Below are 13,487 nucleotides of genomic sequence, written 5' to 3'. Positions count from 1 at the left end.
GGGCAAGCATCGGTGTCGTCAGCAGCTGCCGAGGGCGGTGCCCTGGTCGGTGCCGTAGCGGTGGCCGTGGCCGGGCGGGGCATCCAGTGCGGCGAGCAAATCGGCGCTGGTCTGCAGGAAGCTGACCACCGGGAGCCATTGCGGGACCGGGGCATCCACCCGGACCCCGGTGAGGTCGGGGGCGCGCCACAGCAGCGACGGTGACCAATGGACTACCGGGTCGGAGCTGTTGGCCAGCACCGTCGCGCCGGCGCGGTGCACCTGACCCGCGGGCGGGCCCGCCCAGAGTGCCGCGCAGGTCCGGCGGTCCTGATCGGCGTCGTCGGTGAAGACCGAACTGCCACCGAGGGCGCCGAGGCTTTGACCGTAGACATAGAGCCCTGGCTTGCGGTCCATCGTGCGAATACGGTTCTCGACAGCAGTGAACAGCGCACGCGCATAGGCCACCGCTTCGTCGCGGCCGAACAGGAAGGTCGCCCAGCTCGGCGCGTAGGAGTACTGCATGCCGACCAGCGCGACATCGCCGCCGAAGCGTTGATAGAAACCGGACGCCGCGTTCGAGTCGATCCAGCCCGACCCGGTCGGCACCGCGACGACGATATTCGACCGCTCGAAGCCGCCCGAGCGCTCCAGCTCCCGAATCGCAAGGGCCACCCGGGAATCGCGGTCCGGCGCGGAATCCAGGCCGACATAGACGCGGACCGGACCGGCGGGCGACCCGCTGACGAACTTGCGTCCCTCGGCCCCGAGCGACGGCCAGCTGACCGCCGACTCGGCGCTGCCGGACCGCAGCAACGAAACCGGCTGCACCAGAGTGGGATCGATCGTCGCATTGGCGGTGGCATAGGCATCGCGGCGCCAATCCACCACGGCGGGAACGCCGAACAGGTACAGCGCGGACGCGGCGACTGCGGTCACCGCAACACTGCGCGACCACCCCAGCTTGCGCACCACCCACCCCACGGTCCGGGCGGTTGCGGCGCACCCTCCGACGATCAGTGCGGCCCCGGCCGCACAGTGCAACCAATAGTCCGACCCGATCGGCACTGTTCCCATCGCCGCGCGCAGCCGGTTCTGCCAGTGCCCCGCCTGCACGGCGGCAGCGACGATCGAGACCAGCGTCAGTCCGAGCAGTGGCAGACGAAACCGTGCGAGTGGTCGATTGATGTCGAAGTTCCAGCGGGCCGACAGGAATCGGACCGAACCCGCGACGCCGAGGGTGAGGGCGACGAAAAGTCCGGTCAGCGCGGCCTGCGCTCCCGGCGTGCGCGGCAGCAGTCCCGGAGCCAGCGACATGAGCACCCCAGCCCCGACGGCGAGTGTTGTGCCGATCGGCGGCCGGAGCGTGCGCGGCACCCTGCCGTTGGCAATGGCATTCCGGCGACCGATCCGCGTGTGCGGCATCGGTGTACCGGATGGGTTGGTGTCCAACGGCTTTCGGGTTGGTGCGCCTAACAGCGTTGCGGTGTGCTGCATGTCCGGTGTCACGGTGCCGTGCGCAGTTTCGACCGCTGTAGCGGTGGGCGGCGGGGTCGCAGTCGAGTTGGTCATCGCGGAACGCTCAGTGCAGCGGTCTGATTCACCGATACGGTGCGAATCCGCCGGACGGGCTTGTGGCCGCCGCCGGTGGCCCTGGTCGGTCGCCGCAGGGACGGGGTGACGCCGGCGAGAGCGGCTACCGCGGCGGCGAGGCCGAGCACACCACCACCGATGAGCACGGCAAGCCACCCGCTGAAACTGCGATTGGTCTGAGAATCCGCTGTGCTCCACAGTGATTCGGCGACCGGCGCGGCGTAGCCCTGTCGGCGGGAGTTGATGTCGACGAACGTCGACGCGATCGTGGCCATGGCATTGCAGCGGGCACGGGAGAAGGGGTCGCTGCGGGTATCGCAGGCCTCGTGCATATGCAGGCCGAGGGTGCTGTCGAGAGCCTGCCTGGCCCACGGGCCGAGCGGTTCACCGCGCTGATCGGCGTAGCGCAGCAGGTCGTAGCCGAGATCATGAGCTTTGCATGCGGTGTCGAACTCGGCGGGCAGGGTGACCGGCGATGAGCATTCGCCACCCGGGTTCGCGAGCAGACCGTCGACGAGGCTGGGTCGGTAACCGAAGCCTGCAGCGAAATCGTCGGGGATGGTGGTGGCGGCGTCGGGGCCGCCCGCGGTCAGGATGGACACCGCCGCACCTACCGCGACGTTCTCCACCGGAGGCCGAGTCACCGCGGCGTGGGTTGTGGGTGCAAGGACAACGGTGGCCGCCATGGTGGTCAGCGCCGCGGCCGTCAGCGCCGCGCCCCTTCGGTAACGAGCGGCGCGGGGACGTGCGTCGGTGGCCGCTGACTCGGTGCCGGCCTGCCGTGCGGTGGTCGGTGTGCTCATGATCCAAGACGCTATGAATCGGACGCGCCCGCGCACCTCACGCCGCGGTGCGGTTTCTCGGCCCGTGCCGTCGGGGGAGCGGGACTTGCGCCTCCCTCTCGGGTACCGGTGGCGAATTCACCCGTGGGTATGAGGACCGCAATGCTGTCGGGTTTCTACTGTCGTAGTCATGAAGCAGAAACGCGGTGCCTGGACCAGGTCGATGAACGCTCGGATGTGGTTCGACGCGTTCACCGTGCTGGTCGCGATCGTCTTTTACTCGGTGGCGTGGCCGACTCTGCATCTCACACACGCGGTGCCGGTGCCGGTGCAGCCGTTCATCGCCGCACTCGCTGCGTTCCCGATCCTGCTCATCCGCATCAATCCCGCGCTGGGCTGGGCGATCTCGGCGGGGTCCGCGCTGGTCATCGCGCTGGCGATCCCGCATCAGCCCAACAATGAGATCCCGATCCAAGTGGTGCACATCCTGTGCCTGTTCGCGTTGCTGTTCGGGGTGGCGCTGCGGGCGGCGGTCCCGGTCATCGCCGTCGCGTGGGCCGCGACCTCCCTGCTACTCGCCACCACCATGGCCGACGGCGGCGGCGACCTCGCCGGCTCGGCCTGGGGCTGGCCGATCGCCTTGGCAGCGGTCGTGCTGCTCGCGTTGATGATGCGCTGGCTGGTGCAGTCGCGCGAGCAGTTGTTGCGCAAGGAGGAGGAGAACGAGCTGGAGCGGGCCAGGCGCACCATCCTAGAGGAGAAGGCCCGCATCGCCCGTGACCTGCACGATGTGGTGGCTCACCACATGTCGCTGGTGGTGGTGCAGGCGCAGACGGCGCCGTATCGGGTGGTGGGCGTGACGCCGGCCGCCCGCGCGGAATTCGAATCCATCGGCGCCACCGCGCGGGAGGCATTGAACGAGATTCGCGGCATGCTCGGTGTGCTGCGCAGCGATGGTCAGTTGCCCGAGCATGCGCCGCAGCCGAAGGCCGCGGACGTGCTCGGTCTGTTCGAGGGTGCGCGCCGGGCGGGCGTGCACCTCGACTGGACGATCGATGGGCCGCTGGATGCGGTACCGGAAACCACCGGGCTCGCGCTGTACCGCATCGTGCAGGAGTCGCTGTCGAACGCGTCGCGGCACGCCCCCGGCGCCCCGGTCCAGGTGATGATCAGCTGTGGTGTCGATGTGCATCTGAGCGTCGGCAACGCACCCGGCGCGGTACCCGCCAAGCAGGGCGACAACGGCGGCCACGGTATCGCGGGGATGCGCGCTCGCGCGCTCGCCGCGGGCGGCGAGGTGACCGCGGGCGCGCGCTCCGACGGAGGCTTCGAGGTGCGGGCCCGCCTGCCGCTCGGTCCCGCCGTCGACCTGCCGCTGGATCCGGCCGGCGCGCTCGGTTCGATGATCGCCGACCGCTGACGGTCGCCGAGAGTGGGGTCGAGGCGGTTGCCGATTAGGGTGGGCGGGTGGCAATAACGGTTTTGATCGCCGACGATCAGGCGATGGTGCGCCAGGGCTTCGGTGCGCTGCTCGCCGCGCAACCCGATATCAGCGTGGTCGGTGACGCGCCGGACGGGAAAGTTGCAGTCGCCGAGGCCAAACGGCTGCGCCCGGATGTGGTGCTGATGGATGTGCGGATGCCCGAGATGAACGGCTTGGATGCCGCGCGCGCCATCCTCGCGGCCGGATTCGATCCGCCGGTGCGGGTGCTGATGCTCACCACCTTCGACATCGACGACTACGTCTACGAGGCGCTCAGTCTCGGCGCGAGCGGATTCTTGCTCAAGGATGCGCCCGCCGAGGAATTGGTGCGTGCGGTCCGGGTCGTCGCCGACGGCCAAGCGCTTTTGGCGCCCACCGTGACCAGGCGGCTCATCGCGGATGTCACTCGACGCCGCACCGCGACCCGCACCAAACCCACTCCGGCGCTGGGTTCCCTGACTCCGCGCGAGCGCGAGGTGCTCGAACTCATCGCAAAAGGCATGTCCAACATCGAAATTGCGGAATCCCTGTTCGTCGCCGAGCAGACCGTGAAAACCCATGTCTCCAAGGTCTTCTCGAAACTCGACCTGCGCGACCGCGCGCAGGCGGTCGTGCTGGCGTATGAATCAGGACTTGTCACGCCGGGCTGACCGGCACGGTGCTCGGCGACGGTCAGTGCGGGCACTTACCTCCGCGCAACTCGTCGAGGTGGCGCTCGATCAGCTGGGCCATCCGGTCGAGCAGTCCGGTTGCGTCCTCGAACAGGCCCGAATCAGCTTGTGCGGCAAGAGCGATGGCGACGCTTCCGGACTTGGTCGGCACCACGCCGAATTGGCGAGCCAGATAGACGCCGGTGTCGTCGTCGGGACCCCAACCGCCTTTGAATTCGGCGCCGGCGATCGAGCCGAGGCCCCAGCGCTGGTCTGGCGTGATCTGTTCCATCAGGTCGGTCACAGTGGCAGCCTGTGCAAGGCACGGCAGCCGCGATGCGAACCTGGCCTGATTGGCCAGCGTCCACTCGGTCGCCCCGAACGAGTTGTAGTCCAGCCGGGTTCGGGGTCCGGGCACACCGGTCACCGCATCGCCCGCCTCGTCGAGAATGTCCTGGACGGCCTGTGCCGCCTCGAGGCCATCGCCGAGCGATTCCCAGAGTGCCTCGGCCGCACCGTTATCCGAAACAGTGATCGCGGCCTCGGCGTTCTCCGCCGCGCCTTCGGGGTCGCGGCGCAGAGCAGCTATCGCCAGCGGAACCTTGATGGTCGACCACGCGATGCCGCTGGTCCAGTCGCCGAAGATGGTCATCCGGCCGCCACCGACCGGCATGACCGCCATCCCGACCTGGCCGGGCAGATGGGGTTGCAGCTGGGTGAAATCCGCGGCGAGCGAGTCGGGCAGCGTGACCGACAAATCTGGATGCCACGATCCTGCGGTGTCGACGGTGATCGTCGGCGCGGCCGCAGGCTCGTGCTTGTCCGGCAACAGGACACAGGAGGTCATCGCGAGCAGCGTGACGAGGGCAGCACAGTGCAACACCGCCTGACACGCACGAACTGTTCTCAAGACCTCACCACCGTGTCCTCCCCACCACCACAACACGTGACCGTTGTCCATCGGCGGTGCAAAACTTACCTCTGCTACCTGAATACCCGTTCGGTCGGTGACCGAACAGCGGAGATCATCACCGCGCCGTTGGACGGTGACGCGATGATGATGCCTCATGGATAGTTTTGCCGATTTTCGCGGAGAATTCGAAACGTCGTGGCCAGGGGGCTACCCGCCGGACGGCTGGCTCGGCTCGGCTCGGCCCGGCGCGGGTTGCGGACGGACCGAAGTCCGGCTGTGACTACTAGGCTGACGGTGCTGTTATCACCTCGAAGGGGGTCGCGTTGCTGAACAGCGGTGAGGTGTTTGCCGGGTTCACCATCGAGCGTCTGCTCGGGCAGGGCGGCATGGGGTCGGTGTACCTGGCACGCCATCCTCGGCTGTCTCGACAGACGGCGTTGAAACTGCTCAACCGCGAGCTGTTCACCGACGCCGAGTTGCGTGCGCGGTTCGAACGCGAGGCCGATCTGGCCGCGCACTTGGACCACCCGAATATCGTCGCCGTCTACGACCGCGGCTCCGAGGACGATCAGCTGTGGATCTCCATGCAGTACATCGACGGCATCGATGCGGCAACGGTGAATCCGCAGACGCTGCCGCCCGAGCGTGCGGTGCAGATCATCGAGGGAGTCGCGGGCGCACTGGATTACGCGCACGGCATGGGCGTGCTGCACCGCGATGTGAAGCCGGCGAACATCATGTTGGCGCGTTCGGTCGGCGGGCAGGGCGAGCGGGTGTTCCTCACCGATTTCGGTATCGCGCGGTTGCGTGAGGATTCCACGCACCTGACCCAGGTCGGCATGTTCACCGCGACCCTGGCCTATGCGTCACCGGAACAGATGACCGGCGGGCACCTCGACCATCGCTCCGACCAGTACTCGCTGGCCTGTGCGCTGTACTGGCTGTTCACCGGAATGGCACCGTTCGATTCGCCCGACCCGAACGACATCATCCGCGGCCATCTGCAATACGCCGCGCCACCACTGGCCACCAAACGGCAGGGCCTCAACCCGGCTCTGGACGGGGTGCTCGCCATGGCCATGGCCAAGCGTCCCGAGCATCGCTTCGCCACCTGCACCGAGTTCGCCGCGGCCGCGCGCCGCGCGCTCACCGCGCCCGCGTCGGCGGTGCCCGCGGCAACGGTTCAGGTCAACCCGGCCTACCCTCCTGCCGGATATCCCGGGCCGGGGCCTGCACTCGCTGTGCCGCCCGCGAATCCGGTCGCCGCGATGCCGCCCGGAGCGCCGCCGCATGTGCCTTCCGCACAGGTTGCTGCCGCCGACCAGGCCGCATTCGCGCAGCAGGCGCCCGCGCCGGCCGCGCCCTCGCCAGGATATGGTGTTGCGCCCCAGCAGCATTCGCCCTACCCGGCGCAGCCTCCCGTCAATCCCGGTGTCGCCCAGCCGATGCAGGCCGCGTCGCAGCACCCGGGGACCTCACATCCCGGTGCGGGACCGCCCGGCTATCCGCCGCCGAACGGGCAGAATTATGGTGGCCCACAGCCGATGCCGCCGAGCCGTTCGACCGGCGCAATCGGCTGGCTTGTACTCGGTGTCGTGGTTGCGGTAGTCGCCGTCGTCGCGTTCCTCGGGGTCATGGCCTTCGACTCGGATCCTGGCGAGGATTCTGCGGCGTCGCCCGCGCCGTCGACGACGGTCTCGACACCGGCCGCCCTGCCCGCGGATCCGTTGGCGCCGAGTCGCCGCGCGTTTCCGAGTCTGTTGCCGCAGGGCACGGGCGCGTTCGGTGACGCGGAATTCCAGGATGCGGAGTGTATGGCGCGCAAGCCCGCGGACGGCGTGCGGCTCAAAGATGAACTGCTGCAAACCAGTCGCTGGGTGGTGGCGTGGGAGTGCAGCCGTGACATCGCCGACAGCAACCATATGAACTACACGATCCTCGGCTACGAGTCTGCTGCTGCCGCGCAGGCAGTTGTGGCCGCACTACCGCCGAATACCGCGACGCCGTCGCGCAAGAACGGCGCGGGACAGACGGCGCATCTATGGATCGTTCCGGATCCGCCCGGCCCGCTCGCGCAGTTCTATCACACGGCAAAACTGGTGGTCAGCTTCGAATCCGATCCCGCTCGCTCGAATTACCTGCTGTACATGAGCTATCACGGCACCTCGGGCGACCCGCAGACCGCGCCGCCTTCGGCCCAGGATGCCGTGCTGACCTGGTGGGCGGCCGCGCCGTTATAGCGTCCGCAGCCCATCGTTCCTGCGCAGGCCGCAACGACGGGCTGCTGCCTTCCGCGATGGGAGTCAGTCGACGGCCAGCGCCTCCACGATCGGCATCCGGGCAGCGCGCAGCGCCGGGGGGATGGAGCCGAGCAGGGCGAGCACCAGGGCGGCGGCCCCGTAGACGAGCAGGATCGGGCTCGGTGCGTAGCGGATATCGATGGTCATGGCATGCCCCATCGCGACGGTGGCCAGGAACTGCACCGCCGCGCCGACCGCGAGACCTAGTGCGGCGCCGATCAACCCGATGCCTGCGGCCTCGGCTAGCACCGAACGCAGCAGGAACTTCCGGCTGGTGCCCATGGCGCGCAGCACGCCGAGTTCGCGGCGTCGTTCGAGCACCGAGAGCATCAGTGTGTTCAGCAACGCCACCGTCGCGACCAGCACCACGATCCAGAGGATGGCCGCGCTCATCGCCGCACCCTGTCGCACGCTCGACGAGATAGCGGTCACCGTGGCCGCGCCGGTGTCGACGTGCATGCCTGCCGGGGCCGCCTGCCGGATCGCCGCCGCCACCGCGCTGTGGTCCACGCCCGGTTGCAGGGTGACCGCAAGGATCGTCTCGCCTGGTCGCTCGTACCACTGACGCATCTGCCCGAGATCCATCACGACCACGCCGGCGATGGCGGAGAAGTACGGAATCACCTGCAGCACTGTGGTGGTGTGGTCACCCGTCGGTGTCGGCAGCGTGACGTCGGCGCCCGCGTCCACCCCGAGCGATCTGGCGACATCGCGGGAGATCACCACGCCTTCGCCGGCGGCCATGCGCACCACCACATCGCGATCCACGGCACTGGTCACCGAACCGTCGACCTCGGTGGGATACCCCTGCAACATCACGCGACCGCTGCCGAGGGTGGCGAACGCCATCTGCGCCGGGCGCACCGCGGACACACCGGGGATTGCCGCGATCTTGTCCCGCAGGCCGCTCGGCAGCATCGGCCCGGTAGGGAATTGCTCCATGGCGGTCGGACTCACATAGAGGTCGGTGCTGCCCAGGTCGTCGAAAGTAGCAGTGGCCGAATCGACCATATTGCGCGACGCACCGCCCATAGCGACGGTCGCGGCCACCCCGATCATCACCGTCATGGCTGTCGCCCACACGCGTCGCGGTGCGCGTTCCAGCGTGGTCGCGCCCAGGGCGCCGGGAGCGCCGAACAGGCGGGCCACCGCGGCGGTCGCCCGCACGATCGGACCCGTCGCGGCGAAGCAGAGCGCAACGGCCGCGGCGAACGAGAGGGAGATGGCGGCCAGCGAGAACCGACCGAGGTCGGCCTCGGCGACGCTGATCGCCGCGCCGGTCAGTCCGAGCCCGACCACGATGTGGGCCCACCACAGCATCGGATTCACCCTGTCGGTCCGTGCCACCCCGACCGGGACCAGGGCTTCGATCGGCTCGACCTTGTACACCTGACGTGCCGCGATGGCCGCGGCCGCGACGCTGGCGAGTACACACGCGGCGATCGCGACGGGAATCGCATACCACGGCACCAGGTATTCGGTGCGCGCCTCCACCGACTGCACGATTGCGGCAGGCAGCCGGTCGATTGCGTTGCGGCCCATGACGACACCGAGCACCGCCCCGACCGCGCCGCCGAGCACACCGAGCAGCGCCGCCTCGGCGAGCAGATCGCGCACCATGGGCGCGCGTTTGCCGCCGATGGCGCGCAGCAGCGACAACACCGGCCTGCGTTGTGCGACGGCCATACTCATCGCGTTGTAGATGAGGAACGCCGAGACGATCAGCGCAGCGGCCGAGGACATCAGCGTCGAATACCGGACCAGCTGGATCGCACCGCCCGCCTGGGCCGTGCGCAGACTCGGTTCGGCGACAACGGCGCGGCCGTCGACGACCTCGGTGAGCGCGGCGCGCAGTGTTGCGAGGTCGACGCCGTGCGCGGGAACGATCTGAATGGAGTCCAGGCGCCCGGTCCGCCCCGTCACCTGCTGTGCCACACCCAGCGAGGCAGCGACGATGTGACCGCCGTTGAGCTGCTCGGATGTTTTGTCGTCGAGAACGCCTGCGACGGTGACGGTTCCGGATCCGAGTGCGAATTTCTCGCCCTCGATGCGGCCCATCGCGGCACCGACGAGCACGCCGTTGGGCACGCTCAACAGCGTGCCCCCCTGCGCGCCCATAGGGCCCGCCAGCTCGCTGCCGAGCGCGGCGATGCTCGCGTCGGCGCCGATCAGCAAGGCGCGTTCGGTGCCGCTGCCGATCTGGGCGCGCAACATCGGCACCGCCTTTTCGACGCCAGGGGTTGTGGCGATCCGTTGTTGCAGTTGCTGATCGAAGCCCGCGTCGGTGACGCCGGTGATCTCCAACGCGGCCTTGCCGCCCAGGCTGCGGGTGAGCCGATCCACCGAACCGGTGACCGAGCCGGAGATGCTGAACACCGCAACGAGCAGGCCGGCTGAAACGGCCATCACTGTCAGCGACGTGAGGGTCCGGCCGCGATGCGCGAGCAGCTCGCCGATATTGAACAGCCGCAGCCGATCCCACGCAGCCCGGATCATGCCCGAACCGTGCGCTGTGTGCGGTCGACCTTGTCGTTGGAGCCGATCCGACCGTCGCGCAACGTGATCACCCGATCGCAGTACTCGATGGCACCCATATCGTGGGTCACCATCACCACCGAGTTGCCGTTGCCCGCGATATCGCCGAGCAGTTTCAGGATCGAAGCACCGGTCTTCGAGTCGAGATTGCCGGTGGGTTCGTCGGCCAGGATCAGCGGCGGGTCCATGATCAACGCGCGCGCCACCGCGACCCGCTGCATCTGACCGCCGGACAGTTCGGCAGGGCGGTGCGCGGCGCGGTCGCCCAGCCCGACCAGATCGAGCAGCTCCAGCGCGCGCGGCTTGGCCCTGCGTAATCCGGTACCGTCCAACAGCTTCGGAATCGCGACGTTCTCCCATGCGGTCAGCGTCGGAAGCAGGTTGAAGAACTGGAAGATGAAACCGACACGATGGCGCCGGAACTCGGACTGGCGTTCCTCCTCCAGCGAGCCGATCTCCGCACCCTGGAAGCGAATCGACCCCGAATCGGGGCGGTCCAGCGCGCCGAGCAGATGCAACAGTGTGCTCTTGCCCGAGCCGGACGGTCCGATGATCGAGGTGAATTCGCCCGGGTCGATGCGCAGGCTGACGCCGTCGAGCGCGCGCACGGTCTGTTCACCCACCCGGTAGTGCTTGGAAATGTCCGACAATTCCAACATCGCGTGATCCGACATGGCGTCCCCCACTTTCTTTCATTGTCTATCGCGCCATGGCCCGCGACGTCAGGTTGCTGCGACGATGGTGCGCGTCGAGCACCGCCCGCAGCGCTGGTTGTTCCGTAGCGAGCTCGAGGTAGACCTCGACAGCAGACTTCCCCTCCAGCAGAGCCTGCTCCATTTTCGCGTCGAGATGTAGGTTCCACCGATACCGGAGTGCGAGCAAGAGGCCGTCCGGGCCGCCGAAGAGCCGTTCCAGCCCCGGGATTTCCGAGAACAGGTCTGGACTGTCCGGATCGACGGCCGCGCGGGTGAGCACGGTGTGCACAATGTCGGTTCGGGCGTGCTGATCTTCCCAAGACATGGCATTCGCCTTCCGTGAATGTGTTCGTCTCCGGCCGCGGATGACGCAACGCGGAGCGGATGCCGTTCACGCTACGGACGCCGAAAAGCGCTGTCTTCGTGCCACGGACCCGAATCGATCTCCGCCCGTGGTAGGAGGGTCGGACCGCTCCAGGGACGATGACCAGGGCCGATCGGGCGGTTAGCCTGGGATGATGGATGTGACCCGCGCCATGATCTCGCCTGCGGGCGGCGGACCGGCGATTCCGTTCCGGGAGACCGGGACCGTCTGGTCACGCACCGTCGCGTTCGCGCGCCACCCTCTCGCGGTGGCCAGGCAGAACATCGAAGAGCTCCCGTTCGACTACCCGCCCTCTTTGATCGTCAGCGCCGATGTGGCGCTGTTCCTGGTCGGCGTCGCGGCGACGGCGCAGCGGCACAGCTACTTCCCGACGGCAGTGCCGGTGCTGGCCATGCTGGTGATGTTCATCGCCTTGCCGCTGTTCTGCATATTCGGCGTGCGTCCGTGGCCGTGGATCGTCGCATGCTCCGGGATGGCGGCGACGGCAATGTTCCTGATCCAGCCGGTGTCGGGGGACTTCGCCCCGTTCGTTCTCATCGTGAGTGTCGGCGAGATAGCCGCCATTGCACCCAAGCGCGCCAGCGTGTTCTTCGGCGTTGTCGCGATGGTGGAACTGCTCGCCTTCGATGTGGCGGGAAATCTGCAGTGGAGCCCGACGGGTGAGCGGCTGGAAGGCCTGCCGATGTACATCCTCGGGATCGCGCTGGGCTGGCTGGTCGGTGTGATGATGCAGTACCAGCGCCGGTTCCTGTACCAGGAGCGTGAGTTCCAGGACATTCGGGCGGCCCGGGCCGCCGACGAGGAGCGTCGCAGGATCGCTCGCGAGGTGCACGATGTGATCGCGCACTCGCTGAGCATCACGCTGCTGCATCTCACCGCGGCGCGGCACGCGCTGCAGACCGATCGTGATGTCGACGACGCGGTCGAGGCGCTCGTCGATGCGGAGCGGCTCGGCAGGCAGGCCATGGCCGACATCCGGCGCACCATCGGCCTGCTCGACGTAGCGCCCTCGAAGCACGCTCCGGAACCCGGCGTCGAGGACATCGAGGATCTGGTCGGTGATTTCGTGCGCGCGGGACTGGATGTCCGCTACACCGGCACCGCCGACCTGGGCGCGGTGTCGGCGGCGGTCGGGCTCGCGCTGTACCGGATCGGGCAGGAGTCGCTGGCCAATGTCGTCAAACACGCGCCGGGCGCGTCGGTGACGGTAGGGCTCGCGGTGGACGCCGCCGCGGTGACCCTCGTCGTGAACAACACATTGCCCGGGGGCTTGCCGCCGAATCGAGGACACGGGATGGGGCTGTCCGGTATGGCACAGCGGGCCGAATTGCTCGGCGGCCGGATCACCGCCGGTCCCTTCGACGACGGCTGGTCGGTGCGCGCGCAGTTCCCGTTGGCAGGACGATCCGGGCCGTGGTGCTCGCTGCTCGGCCAGACCTCGGCGCGGGAGGGCGCGTGAGCTCATTGGGACCGACCAATGAGGAGGTCGCCGTTCTGGTCGTCGATGATCAGGAACTCGTTCGCGGTGGACTGCGGCGGATCCTGCGCCGGCGGGACGGTTTCGTCGTCACGGAATGCGCGGACGGGGACGAAGTGCCTGCCGCACTCGTGAACGGACGCCCCGACGTTGTTCTCATGGACCTACGCATGAAACGCATCGGCGGCATCGATGCCACGCGAATGCTGCGTACCAAAGACGACGCCCCGCCGGTTCTCGTGCTCACCACCTTCGACGACGACCAGTTGCTGTCGGGTGCGCTGCGCGCGGGGGCGGCCGGGTTCATCCTCAAGGATTCGCCCGCCGAGGATCTGATCCGCGCGGTGCGGACGGTGGCCGCGGGCGGAGCCTGGCTCGACCCCGCGGTCACCGGCCGGGTGCTCACCGCCTACCGCACCGTGCGACCCGTGCGCCCCCATGACTCCCGGCTCGCGGAGCTGACCGTACGCGAGTACGAAGTGCTCGAACTGATCGGCCGCGGCCGAGTCAACACCGAGATCGCTCGTGAACTCGGCATCTCGGAAGTCACCGTGAAAAGCCATGTCGGACACATATTCGGCAAGCTCGAGTTGCGCGATCGGGCCGCCGCGATCGTGTTTGCGTTTGACCACGGGGTGGTGTCACCAGGAGAATCCACTGTTTGACGGGCAGAACCCGGTCGCGAACCGACGTGA

The 13,487-nt window shown here is 68.2% G+C and carries 11 protein-coding genes; 5 read left to right on the top strand and 6 right to left on the bottom strand.

The window, feature by feature from the left end:
• Window positions 1–18: 18 nt before the first annotated feature.
• Window positions 19–1,551 (bottom strand): alpha/beta-hydrolase family protein, encoded by a 1,533-nt coding sequence (locus OHA42_RS33260; RefSeq protein WP_406231823.1) that lies wholly within the window; start codon window positions 1,549–1,551, stop codon window positions 19–21.
• Complete coding sequence (locus OHA42_RS33255; RefSeq protein ID WP_406231821.1) at window positions 1,548–2,375, bottom strand: hypothetical protein; 828 nt, start codon at window positions 2,373–2,375, stop codon at window positions 1,548–1,550. Before OHA42_RS33255 ends, OHA42_RS33260 begins: the two co-directional genes overlap by 4 nt.
• Before the next feature lie 169 nt (window positions 2,376–2,544).
• Here OHA42_RS33255 and OHA42_RS33250 point away from each other — a divergent pair, with 169 nt between their 5' ends.
• Window positions 2,545–3,774 (top strand): sensor histidine kinase, encoded by a 1,230-nt coding sequence (locus OHA42_RS33250; protein ID WP_406231819.1) that lies wholly within the window; start codon window positions 2,545–2,547, stop codon window positions 3,772–3,774.
• A 47-nt stretch (window positions 3,775–3,821) separates the two neighbouring features.
• Window positions 3,822–4,487 (top strand): response regulator transcription factor, encoded by a 666-nt coding sequence (locus tag OHA42_RS33245; protein ID WP_328404360.1) that lies wholly within the window; start codon window positions 3,822–3,824, stop codon window positions 4,485–4,487.
• Between the two features lie 22 nt (window positions 4,488–4,509).
• Here the strand turns inward: OHA42_RS33245 and OHA42_RS33240 are convergent, their stop codons facing one another.
• Window positions 4,510–5,334 (bottom strand): hypothetical protein, encoded by an 825-nt coding sequence (locus tag OHA42_RS33240; protein WP_406231818.1) that lies wholly within the window; start codon window positions 5,332–5,334, stop codon window positions 4,510–4,512.
• Window positions 5,335–5,723: 389 nt separating this feature from the next.
• Here OHA42_RS33240 and OHA42_RS33235 point away from each other — a divergent pair, with 389 nt between their 5' ends.
• A complete protein-coding gene (locus OHA42_RS33235) occupies window positions 5,724–7,640 on the top strand; it encodes a protein kinase domain-containing protein (protein ID WP_406231817.1) in 1,917 nt (638 codons plus the stop codon).
• A gap of 63 nt (window positions 7,641–7,703) precedes the next feature.
• Here the strand turns inward: OHA42_RS33235 and OHA42_RS33230 are convergent, their stop codons facing one another.
• The 3 genes from OHA42_RS33230 to OHA42_RS33220 are packed head-to-tail and all read right to left on the bottom strand — an operon-like array spanning window position 7,704 to window position 11,255.
• Window positions 7,704–10,196 carry an FtsX-like permease family protein gene (locus OHA42_RS33230; protein ID WP_406231816.1) on the bottom strand — a complete coding sequence of 831 codons (2,493 nt, stop codon included), beginning with the start codon at window positions 10,194–10,196 and terminating at the stop codon, window positions 7,704–7,706.
• Window positions 10,193–10,894, bottom strand: a complete 702-nt coding sequence (locus OHA42_RS33225; RefSeq protein ID WP_406231815.1) for an ABC transporter ATP-binding protein — start codon at window positions 10,892–10,894, stop codon at window positions 10,193–10,195. Before OHA42_RS33225 ends, OHA42_RS33230 begins: the two co-directional genes overlap by 4 nt.
• Window positions 10,895–10,934: 40 nt before the next feature.
• Window positions 10,935–11,255 (bottom strand): hypothetical protein, encoded by a 321-nt coding sequence (locus tag OHA42_RS33220; RefSeq protein WP_406231813.1) that lies wholly within the window; start codon window positions 11,253–11,255, stop codon window positions 10,935–10,937.
• Between the two features lie 190 nt (window positions 11,256–11,445).
• Between OHA42_RS33220 and OHA42_RS33215 the strand changes: the two genes are divergently transcribed.
• Both OHA42_RS33215 and OHA42_RS33210 read left to right on the top strand, forming a co-directional pair.
• Window positions 11,446–12,774 carry a sensor histidine kinase gene (locus OHA42_RS33215; protein WP_406231812.1) on the top strand — a complete coding sequence of 443 codons (1,329 nt, stop codon included), beginning with the start codon at window positions 11,446–11,448 and terminating at the stop codon, window positions 12,772–12,774.
• Window positions 12,771–13,457: a response regulator gene (locus tag OHA42_RS33210; protein ID WP_406231810.1), complete on the top strand. Its 687-nt coding sequence runs from the start codon at window positions 12,771–12,773 to the stop codon at window positions 13,455–13,457. Before OHA42_RS33215 ends, OHA42_RS33210 begins: the two co-directional genes overlap by 4 nt.
• The last annotated feature ends 30 nt before the right edge of the window (window positions 13,458–13,487 follow it).

The organism is Nocardia sp. NBC_01009 (assembly GCF_045208035.1).
GTDB lineage: Bacteria > Actinomycetota > Actinomycetes > Mycobacteriales > Mycobacteriaceae > Nocardia.
Note: the sequence above shows the minus strand (reverse complement) of the source record. Positions and strands in the feature narration are given on the sequence as shown.

Bases quoted from the DNA above. Each gene is read 5' to 3' on its own strand.
- OHA42_RS33215 (WP_406231812.1), top strand. From the start codon at position 11,446: ATGATGGATGTGACCCGCGCCATGATCTCGCCTGCGGGCGGCGGACCG.
- OHA42_RS33225 (WP_406231815.1), bottom strand. From the start codon at position 10,894: ATGTTGGAATTGTCGGACATTTCCAAGCACTACCGGGTGGGTGAACAG.
- OHA42_RS33230 (WP_406231816.1), bottom strand. From the start codon at position 10,196: ATGATCCGGGCTGCGTGGGATCGGCTGCGGCTGTTCAATATCGGCGAG.
- OHA42_RS33255 (WP_406231821.1), bottom strand. From the start codon at position 2,375: ATGAGCACACCGACCACCGCACGGCAGGCCGGCACCGAGTCAGCGGCC.
- OHA42_RS33240 (WP_406231818.1), bottom strand. From the start codon at position 5,334: ATGACCTCCTGTGTCCTGTTGCCGGACAAGCACGAGCCTGCGGCCGCG.
- OHA42_RS33260 (WP_406231823.1), bottom strand. From the start codon at position 1,551: ATGACCAACTCGACTGCGACCCCGCCGCCCACCGCTACAGCGGTCGAA.
- OHA42_RS33250 (WP_406231819.1), top strand. From the start codon at position 2,545: ATGAAGCAGAAACGCGGTGCCTGGACCAGGTCGATGAACGCTCGGATG.
- OHA42_RS33220 (WP_406231813.1), bottom strand. From the start codon at position 11,255: ATGTCTTGGGAAGATCAGCACGCCCGAACCGACATTGTGCACACCGTG.